Consider the following 9992-nt stretch of genomic DNA (forward strand, 5'->3'; position numbering starts at 1 on the left):
ACGGGCGCGGGCAGCACCGGCGCAGGCGGCACGGGCGCGGCCGCGCCGGGCAGCGGCGGACGGGGCGGGATCTGCATCGCCGGCGCAGGAGCGGCGGGCATCGCCGTCGTCTGCGGTGCCGGAGGAGCCGGCGCCGCAGGAGCGGCGGGGACCCTGGCATCCAGCATCAGCGCACCGGCCGCCTTGTCGTGCCAGCCCTGGAACCGGCCCGAGCCGTCGAACAGCGGCGAGAAGTACCCCACCACGATCCAGGCGGTCACACCGAAAACGAGGTTGCGCACCAGCGCCTTGCCGAAACCGATCGGCGTGCCGTCGGCGGCGCGCGCCAGGCGCAGGCCCTGCGCGCGCATGCCGATCGATCCGGTGCCGCCCTGCATCGCGGTGTAGACGATGAACCAGGCCAGCATCACCAGCGACAGGATCCCCATGCCGACGGTGTAGGCGCCGAGGTATCCCTCGGGTCCGGCGGACACGGCGATCACGGCCACGACGATGGTCAGCACGATCGCGAGCCCCGCCGCGATCAGTGCGTCCACCACGTAGGCCAGCACGCGCCTTTTCACCGGCGCGACCTGTCCGAAGGGCAGCATCGTCATTTCGTCTCGCTCTCGGGTGCTGCAGTCTTCTCGGGTGCTGCAGATCTGTCGGGGGATGCGGAGGTGTTCTTGTCGATCGTGCCACCTTCGCGGCGGACGCGCGCGGCCGCGGCATCCTTCAGCTCGCCCAGCTTCGACGCCATCACGCCTCCGCCGAGCAGCGAGCGAAGGCTCAGGCGCGCACGCAGGCGTCGCCAGAAGCCCGCCTCGGCACCCATGCCTGCGACGATGCCGTCGACTTCGCGCCAGAACGCGTCGACGTCCTCCGGCGTCGGATCGGCCGGGCCGAACACCTGCGCGTCGGCGCGATCCGCCAGGGCCGTGACCGCGGGAACGGCGAGCGTCGCGGCGACAGCCGTCGCATCCTCGGCCCGGGTCGCGCCCGGCGCCGTGTGCGCGCCGTAGTCGCTGGCGCGATCCGTGAGCTCGTCCCAGCCGCCGCTGATGCGGTCGGAGGTGCGCTCCGCGTTGCGACGACGGCGGCGGCGCGCGGCCTTCCACGCGCCGATCACGATGAACGGCGAGGCGAGCAGGGCGATCACGCCGAGCGAGATGCCGCCGATCGCGAGGATGGCCGCGATGATGCCCCAGATGTTCGCGGCATCGTCCTCGGGCTCACGGTCGTCGGGCAGCGTCGGAGGCAGGTCGACGGGCTCCTGCGGCGGGGGCGGCGGCTGCAGCACCTGCGGCTTGGGATCAGCGCGCGGCTTGGTGTTCTGATCGTTGGGGACCTTGTCCTCCGGCGGCGTCGGGTCGAACGCGACCCAGCCGTGCCCGGCGAAGTTGACCTCGACCCAGGCGTGCAGGGTGTCGCCGTTGGCCGGGAACGTCGCCGCGCCCGCCTGCTCCTCGTCGGGGTAGAAGCCCATGACGACGCGCGCGGGGATGTCGAGCTCGCGGGCGAGCAGGGTCATCGCGACGGCGTACTGCTCGTCGTCGCCGATCATCTGGTCGCCGCCGATGAGGGTCGAGATGCGCTCCGAGGTGTGCCCCGCGCGGGAGATCACCTCGCCCTCCAGGCCGTGGCTGAAGAAGCCGCCCTCCGCGAGGAACACCTCCAGTGCCGCGACCTTCTCGATCGGCGTCTCAGCATCCTCCGTGACATCGGCCGCGAGTCCGGAGAGCTCCTCGGGCACGTCGGACTGCTTCGGGAGCGACACCGACCCGAACTTCGCATCTCCCAGAGTCTTGTCGGCTCGCTCGACGGGAAGCGTGGTCTCGAGGGTGTAGGCGTCACCCTCGGCGAGCGGCGTGGTCGTGATCGCCGTGGCGCTGGACTCGTTGTAGTACGTGGAGCGGCGCAGCTCCTCGGCGCGGTCGCCGGTGAACTCGAGCTCGTTCACCTGCCCCGCGGTCGGGATCCAGACCTGGTCGTAGTCGTCGATCTCGACCTTCAGCGTGGCGCGGTCGCCCTCGGCATCGACCGACATGTTGCCACGCAGCGGGGTGAACGCACCGGAGGATCCGTTGCCGGCATCCGAGACGTTGTAGACCTGGCCGTTGAAGTCGTCCATCGCCGCGAGACGCATCCGCGCGCCCTCGGGCAGACCGCGAACGGTGAACAGCGTGTTGTCCAGGTCGTCGCGCACGTACTTGCGGTACGACTGCAGCGGGCTCGGGTATTCGCGGATGTTGAACGGCGGCACGATCGTGTCGCGGAACACGTGCCGCGGCTGGTTCGGCTGGGCGAAGGCGCTGGTGGCGATGCCCGCACCCGCCGCGACGACGAGCACGGCCGCACCGGCGCCGATGCGGCGCCAGCGCATGTGCGCGGCGCGCGTGGGATCGACCTCGCTGACCGAGACGGCCGCGTTCTGCGGCGCCCAGATCTGCCGCAGCGCCAGCCAGCCGACGCTGACCAGTGCGAAGACGACGCCCTGTGCGATGGGAGCGGCGGGCGAGGGCACACCCAGTGCGATGCCGAATCCGACCGCAACGCCGGCGGGGATCAGCGCCCAGCCCGCGCTGCGCAGCCGTAGCGCCAGCGAGCCGGTCAGCACGCTCGCGACGAGCAGCAGCAGGAACGGCACGAGCGCGTGTCCGTCGGTCACCGAGACCGGAGCCACGGTGGTCAGCAGCTGCTTCCAGGAGGTGATGGCGCCGAGCGCCAGCCTCTGCAGCGTGTCCAGCGTCGGCACGACGCCCGCGATCGTCGTGAACGGGAGGGCGAGCGCGCCGCCGAAGACGAAGTAGGCGGCGATCGTCAGACCGGCGATGATCAGGATGCCCCAGCGACGCCAGGCGCTGACCGCGGCGATGCCGAGTCCGAGGATGACGGCGCCGACGGCGGCGGGAAGGTAGGCGGGGCCGGCGAAGGTCGGCCAGAAGCCGACGACGGCGACCGCGAGCAGAAGAGCCGAGGCGGTGAGGTCGACGATCCAGCGCCGGGCGCTGATGCGGGGGGAGGTCATGCGAGCACCTTCTGCAGGGCGATGGGCAGCTGCTCGAGTGCAGCGACGGTGACGACGTCGGCATCGCCGATGCGTCGCAGCGACGGGCTCTCGGCGCGCAGGTCGACGACGATCGCGAGGGCACGGGCACCGAACGGCACACGCGCGCAGGCGGCCCGGAGATCCTCGTTGCTCGTCTTCGAGCCGGTCACCAGCACGACGAAGCTGGCGAGGGCCATGGTGGCGGCGAGGACGCCGGCGAGGTCGACCACGCCACCCGCCTTGGGCTTGGTGAGCTCGACCGTGGACAGCGAGTCGAGCAGCTGCTTTCCGGTGCCGGCCGGCAGGTCCTTGCCCTGCACCCGCAGGTCCACGCGCTGCGAGTCTCGCAGTGCGCGCAGCCCAACGGACCCCGCGATCGACACGGCGCGCTCGAACTCCTCATCCTCGGCGTACTCGGAGGTGTTCCGCGACAGTCCGATGACGAAGTGCGAGCGGCGGGTCTCCTCGAACTGACGCACCATCATCGTGCCGGTGCGCGCGGTGGAGCGCCAGTGCACGTGGCGCAGGTCGTCACCGGGCTGGTACTCCAGCAGAGCGTGGAAGGACACGTCGTCGCGGGAGAGATCCGCAGCCGGCATCCCCTCCAGGTCGCGCAGGAAACCCAGGGACTGCCCGTCGAACAGCACGGTGCGGGGGTGCACGTAGAGGTCGACGGGCTCGTCACGCCGGTGCGCCCGCTCGAACAGGCCGAGCGGATCGCCGCGGACCACGCTGACGGGACCGACCTTCACGACGCTGCGCTTCTGCGTGGGGATCGCGAACAGCTCTTCGGCCTTCTGACCGGGTGCCAGTCGCTGGATGCCGAACTCGCCGCGCCCCGAGCCGACCGGAAGGACGACACGCGAGGGCAGGATCGCCCGGCTGCCGGGGTTCGACAGGGTCAGTGCGCCGACCGCGCGCTCCCCCACGACGACCCGGGTGCGCGCGAGGTCCAGCGCGACGTCGTACTCCGTTCGCCCGATCAGGAACAGCGCGCACAGCGCCACGGTCACCGCGATGATCATCGCGGCGACCGTGAGCTCCCACCAGCCCAGGGGAAGCCCGACGGCCCACAGCACCACCGCCAGCCCGATCAGAACCCACGCCAGCGGGCGCACGGCGGACAGGATGAGCCGGAGACGCGCCCCGATCCGCGATCCGACGACCGCCGCGATGTCCCGCCAGCCGGCGTCTCGTCGGGTGGTCGACGGGGCGGCGGGAAGTGTCTCCGACGCCATCACGCTGCCGTACGCGCCTGCGGCGCCGCCACGGAGTCCAGGACCCGCGAGATCACGACGGCGGAAGTGGTGCCGGCGAACTCGGCCTCCGCGTCGAGCAGCAGACGGTGCTGCCACACGGCGGGCGCGAGGGTCTTGATGTCGTCGGGGAGCACGTAGTGGCGCCCGTGCGCGGCCGCCCAGACCTTCGCGATGCGCACCATGGCGATGGCGCCGCGGACCGAGACGCCCAGCCGCACGCTGCTGTCGTTGCGGGTCGCCTCGGCGAGCTCGGCGACGTAGCGCAGCACGGCGGGCTCGACGTGGGCGGATGCCGCGAGGTCGGCCATGTCGGCGACGGCGCTGGTCGTGATGATGGCGGACAGGCTCGCCGACGGGTTGCGGTCCGATGCCCCGGCCAGGATGCTCTCGGTCACCGCGAGGTCGGGGTAGCCGATCGACGTCTTGATCAGGAAGCGGTCCAGCTGCGCCTCGGGCAGCTTGTAGGTGCCGGCCTGCTCGACGGGGTTCTGGGTCGCGATCACGAGGAAGGGGCGGCCGGTCTCGTGCGTGACGCCGTCGACCGTGACGCGCGACTCCTCCATGACCTCGAGCAGCGCCGACTGGGTCTTCGGCGAGGCGCGGTTGATCTCGTCCGCGAGGACGATGGACGCGAAGATCGGCCCGCGGTGGAACTCGAAGCGGTGCGCCTGCTGGTCGTAGATCGTGACGCCGGTCACGTCCGAGGGCAGCAGGTCGGGGGTGAACTGGATGCGGGCGCTGGTGCCCTGCACGGTGGCGGCCAGCGCCTTGGCGAGGCTGGTCTTTCCGGTGCCGGGCGCGTCCTCGAGGAGCACGTGCCCCTCGGCGAGCATCGACGCGAGCACGAGGCTCACGATCTCGCTCTTGCCCTGCAGCGCCTTGTCGACGTTGTCGACCAGACGGTTGAAGGTGCCCTGGAACCACGCCGCCTGTTCGGGGGTCATCGTCATGAGTGGGGAGTTTCCTTACGTGTGGATTTCGGATGCTGTGGGGTGCTGGGGCACCGTGCGGCGGGTGCCGCTACCAGGCTCTTCGTTCGTATGCTGTGCCGTCGATCGTCACCCAGACCTGGTTCGGGGGCTCCCGGAGCATGTTGCCGTGGTGGCACCACAGGTCGAAGCTGGCGTTCCCGCCGAAGGTGTAGGTGTTGGTGCTCCAGCCGCCGGGATAGGCGTCGCTGTAGCAGCGCACGCTGTGCGAGCCGTATGGGAACACGCTGTTCGTGTTCAGGTGGAACTTGTGGCACCCGTCCGCGCAGTCGGACGATCCGACGTACGCGCCGTTGGTCACCCAGGCCCTGGGCGGGTCCGGGGGCGGCGGCCTGTCGTTCGTGCGGGCGGACGCTGTTCCACTGGCCGACCAGCCGGCCTTGTTGTACACCTGCACCTGGATCGAGTACGTCGTCTCGTAGGCGCTCGCGGTCGTGACCGAGCCGCTCCCGCTGTTGGCCGCGTCCTTCCACCCTGTCCCGTTGATGTTGTACCGGGCGTTGGTGATGCTCGCGCCGTTGGTGCCGTTGGGGCTCCAGGTGAACGTCACCGTGGTGCCGTTGTTCTTCGCGGAGACGTTCGGTGCCGGCGGGACGCCGAAGGGGATCACACCGGCGGATGCTGCGGAGCCGTCGCTGATGTACTGCTTCCCGCCCACCGTGGCCACGGCACGAACGCGCACCGTGTAGGTGTCGCCGTTGTTGAGCCCGGTGATCCTGGAGCCGTCCCAGTTGCTCTTCCACCCCGTGTTGTTGAGGTTGTACTGGTAGGTGGTCTCGCTCGCGGTCGCGCCGTTCAGCTGCGACTCGCTCAGCTGGTACGAGGACTTGTTCACTACCAGGAACCTGTCACCGTAGTCGCTGATCGTCGGCCTCGGCGGGGTGTCCGGCTTGATCGCCGCGCGCCGCGGCGCGGATGCCGGGCTGAGGTCGCCCCATCCGGCCTTGTTCTGGGCCTGGACCTTGTAGGTGTACGCCGTCGTCGACGTGTCGACGACCACGGACTGCGAAGTCTTACCCGCTGCGATCTCGAGGGTCTGCTTGACCGTGGACCCGTTGATCACCTGCAGCCGGTAGCCGTCGATCGCGTCGCCGTTGTCGTTCGGCGCGGTCCACGAGACGAGCATCTGGGCGCGCTCGCCGACCGGCTGTTGCTCTGCCGTCGTCGGGGCGGCCGGCGCGGCGGGAGGGCCGGCCGGGATCTCGCCGAGCGACGGGGTGCTCCAGCTCGAGGGGTCGGGCGCGAGGTTGTGCGCTCGGACCCGTGCCGTGTACTCGGTGCCGTTCTCGAGCCCGGTCCAGGTGTACGAGTTGCCGGTGATCTCCGTCTTCTGACCGGCGCCGACACCTCCCGACAGCTCGAGCGTGTAGTACTCGACAGGTGAGCCGGGGGTCGAGGGCGTCTCCCACGAGATCTTCAGCTCCTTGTCGCCGAAGACGAGCGTCGGGGCTGCAGGGGTGTCCGGGCGCGCATCCGGCCGTGCCTCGGCGGAGGACGGCGACGGATCGGATTCGCCGACCCGGTTCGTGGCGGTCACCTGGAACAGGTACTTCACGTTGTTGGTGAGGCCGTCCAGCGTGCAGGTCGTCGACTCGCACTTCCGCTCGTACGCGTTGCCCTGCACGGAGCGCACGGTGTACTCGGTGATCTCCGCACCGTTGTTCGCCGGCGGAGACCACGACAGCACCACCGTGCGGTCCTGCACGCTCGAAACCGTCGGGACCCCGGGAGCATCCGGCTTGCCCTGCACCGTCAGCACGATCAGGCCGTCGACCTCGCGGTCGGGGTCCTCGGTGACATCGCCGATCCGGTAGCGGACCGTCATGCTTCCGACGAACTTGGCATCCGGCGTCACGTCGACCTTGTCGCCGACGACATCCGCCTTGCCGTTGCCGCTCTCCACCGACGCGGTGAGCAGACGCAGATCGCCCTTGTCCTGGAACGGATTGAAGTCGTTCGCGAGCACCGGGACGGTGATCTTCACGCCCTGGTCGGCTTCCGGGTACGTGTCGTTGTTGGCCGTGGCCAGCGCCCTCGTCGACGCCGTCACCCGCACCTCGATCGTGCCCTCGATCGGTTCGGTCTCACCGTCGCTGATGCGGACCGTGAGCGTCGCGACCGTCCCCTTCGGCGTCTTCGAGTCGGCCTCGACCTTCAGCTCGGTGCCGTCCATCCGAGCGCTGATGCCGTCGGTCGCACCGCCGACATAGGTGAACGTGTGCTTGCCGCGATCGGCGGGATCGGGATCGTCGGTCAGTTCGGTCAGGTCGATCGAGACCGCGTCCTCACCGGGTGCGACGTTCAGCTGACCGCGCGTGAACGTCGGCTGCTGGTTGTCCGGCGGCAGCACCGTGATCGGGATCGACAGCGTCGCCTTACGGCCCTTCGGGTCGTCCGGCCCCGTGCCGTCGGTCACCTCGAAGCTCAGCGCATCCGCGCCGAAATACCCCTGCGCAGACGTGTACACCAGCGTGCGCTCGTCCTTGATGAGGTTGTCGCCGTTGGCGTGAGCAGCGGAGACCTTCTCAGCCTCGGTGATCACGACGGAACCGCCGCCGGCAACCGTCACGTACTCGTCGAGGGGCACCTCGACCGTCTCGCCGCTGATCACCTCGATCGACTTCGACGCATCGACGGTCGGCCGCAGGTCGGCCAGCGCCGGGACGTAGATGAAGGCAGACGTGGTCTGGTCGTCCTGATCGGTGAGCGTGTACTTGACCAGCTGACGCTCGTCGCCGACCTTCACCCTGACCTTTCGGTCCTTGACGATCGTGCCGCCGTTCTCGACGACCAGCTTCAGCGAGTCGGTCGTGCCGTCCGGATCCTCATCGTTGGCGAGCACGTCGAGGTCGACGTTCACACCGTCCTTGACGTCCTCGCTCTTCACACGGTCATCACGGGCGATCGGGAACAGCAGCGGCACGTCATTGTCGACCGTGACCTGCAGCACCGCGGTGGCCTCCGCGCCGCGCTCGTCGACGATGGTGTACTGCAGCGAGGTCGAGACCTCGGCATCCGGTGCCTGCACGAGCACCCGGTCTCCGGAGACGCGCGCGTCGAAGCCGGGAACGTCCTTCGGTGGGGTGATGCCGTTCTTGACGAGGGCGATCTGGTCGCCCTCGGGATCTGAGTCGTTCGCGAGCACCGGCACCGCGACCTCACGACCAGGGCGCACCACGACGGCGTCCTTCACCGCGTAGGGAGACTGGTTGACCTGCTCGGTCGGCGCGATGCCGACGGTCACCGTCGCCGTTCCCTCCTTACCGAGGTTGTCGCGCACCTTGTACGTGAACGTGTCGGTGCCCGTCGAGTCCTCAAACGCCTCGTAGACGAGATAGTCCTGCTCGACCGTCACGAGACCCTTCGTCGGGTTCGAGTCCAGCCCGAGCAGTTCGACCGAGTCACCGTCCTGATCGATCCCGTCCAGAGGGATCGCGATGTTCGTCGTCGTGCCGCTGATCGTACGCGCGGTCACATCCCGCGGACGCGGCGCGGCGTTCCGCTCCTCGTCCACGGCGAGGATCTGGATGGTGATGTAACCGGCATCCACCTGCCCGTTCTCATCGACCGCGTTGTAGGTCGCATAGACGGTCTTCGCCTCGGGGCCCGCGCGGAAGCGCACCTCGTCCTGCGAGACGAACGCCTCCCCGTCCTCCGGGTCGATGAACGGCTCCACCAGCTTCGGCTTCACATGCAGCGCGAGCTCGTTGGGGTGCGTGTCGTTGTCGAGCACGGGGATGGTGACCACATCGCCGGCACGCACGACAGCGGTGTCGTCGTTCGCCACCGGCGGCAGGAGCTTGTCCGGCGCCGGGATCGGGATCACGACCACGTCACCCTCGGCGTTCTGCTTGCCGTTGGAGATGCGGTACTTGATCCGCACCTGGTCCTTCACGCCGCCCTGATCGCCGATCCGCAGCGTCTCGTGGTTCAGCACCGACACCGACACACCGCTACCGGGTTCGACCGTCACCGACTGGACGACCAGCACGCCGCCGCTGGGGTCGGTGTCGTTGTTCAGCACGCCCACGAGCACCTCGCCGCCGGTGGGCAGCAGAGCCACATCACGCACCGCGATCGGCGCCAGATCCTCCTCGGTCGCCTCCTCGACGTCGATGCGCACCAGGCCGGCGGCGGATGGCACGCCGGCTGTGACCAGGTACTGCACGTAGTAGGTGCCGGGGGCCTGCGTCTTGAACGTGAACGTCTTGTTCGCGTAGTCGGGGATGACCGTCGCTCCGTCGACAGGATCGACGCGGCTCAGCCGCAGCGGCTCCTTGCTGGAACTGGTGTCATTCGCGAGCGGCGACACCGTCACCTGCTGACCGACCTTGGTCACCACATGATCCGCGTTCGTCTTCGGCAGCGTCGAACCGACCGGACGCACATCCAACTGGATGGTGCCGCCCGCATCCTCGCCCGACGCGTCCGCGACCACGATCTGCACTTCGTGCCGGCCGGGAGGGCTCGCGATCGCACGGTAGGTGAGCTGACCGTCGGTCGTGAAGTCGACCTCATCACCAGGAGCGGCGACGACCTCCTTCAGATAGACGTCATCACCGTCCGGGTCGATCCAGTCCGGCAGCACGTTGTACGACACCGTGCCACCCGCCTCCACCGCCAGCGCGCTCTTCCGCTTCGGCTCCGGAGCACCGTTCACGCTCCAGTCGTGCACCGACACCGTGACCTTCGCCGTGTCCGTGCCCTTGCGTCCGT

5 protein-coding genes are annotated in these 9992 nt (G+C 69.3%); all 5 read right to left on the reverse strand.

Features of this window, described 5'->3' with window-relative positions:
* The coding region (locus DY023_RS04940) for an RDD family protein (protein WP_147303265.1) at positions 1–596 on the reverse strand (596 nt) is incomplete at its 3' end.
* Complete coding sequence (locus tag DY023_RS04945) at positions 593–3007, reverse strand: transglutaminaseTgpA domain-containing protein (protein ID WP_116241235.1); 2415 nt, start codon at positions 3005–3007, stop codon at positions 593–595. The genes DY023_RS04945 and DY023_RS04940, both read right to left, overlap by 4 nt.
* The gene (locus tag DY023_RS04950; RefSeq protein ID WP_116241236.1) at positions 3004–4266 is read right to left on the reverse strand and encodes a DUF58 domain-containing protein; all 1263 of its coding nucleotides are present in this window, start codon (positions 4264–4266) and stop codon (positions 3004–3006) included. Before DY023_RS04950 ends, DY023_RS04945 begins: the two co-directional genes overlap by 4 nt.
* Entirely contained in the window at positions 4266–5237 is a 972-nt protein-coding gene (locus DY023_RS04955) for an AAA family ATPase (protein WP_116241237.1), read from the reverse strand. The genes DY023_RS04950 and DY023_RS04955 overlap by 1 nt, the downstream gene beginning before the upstream one ends.
* Positions 5238–5307: 70 nt before the next feature.
* Positions 5308–9992: Ig-like domain-containing protein (locus tag DY023_RS04960; RefSeq protein ID WP_116241238.1), on the reverse strand; the 4685-nt coding region annotated here is incomplete at its 5' end.

This window comes from Microbacterium bovistercoris (assembly GCF_003387575.1).
GTDB classification, from domain to species: Bacteria; Actinomycetota; Actinomycetes; order Actinomycetales; family Microbacteriaceae; genus Microbacterium; species Microbacterium bovistercoris.

Excerpts from the sequence above, each read along its gene's own strand:
- DY023_RS04955 (WP_116241237.1), bottom strand. The coding sequence starts at position 5,237 with ATGACGATGACCCCCGAACAGGCGGCGTGGTTCCAGGGCACCTTCAAC.
- DY023_RS04950 (WP_116241236.1), bottom strand. The coding sequence starts at position 4,266 with ATGGCGTCGGAGACACTTCCCGCCGCCCCGTCGACCACCCGACGAGAC.
- DY023_RS04945 (WP_116241235.1), bottom strand. The coding sequence starts at position 3,007 with ATGACCTCCCCCCGCATCAGCGCCCGGCGCTGGATCGTCGACCTCACC.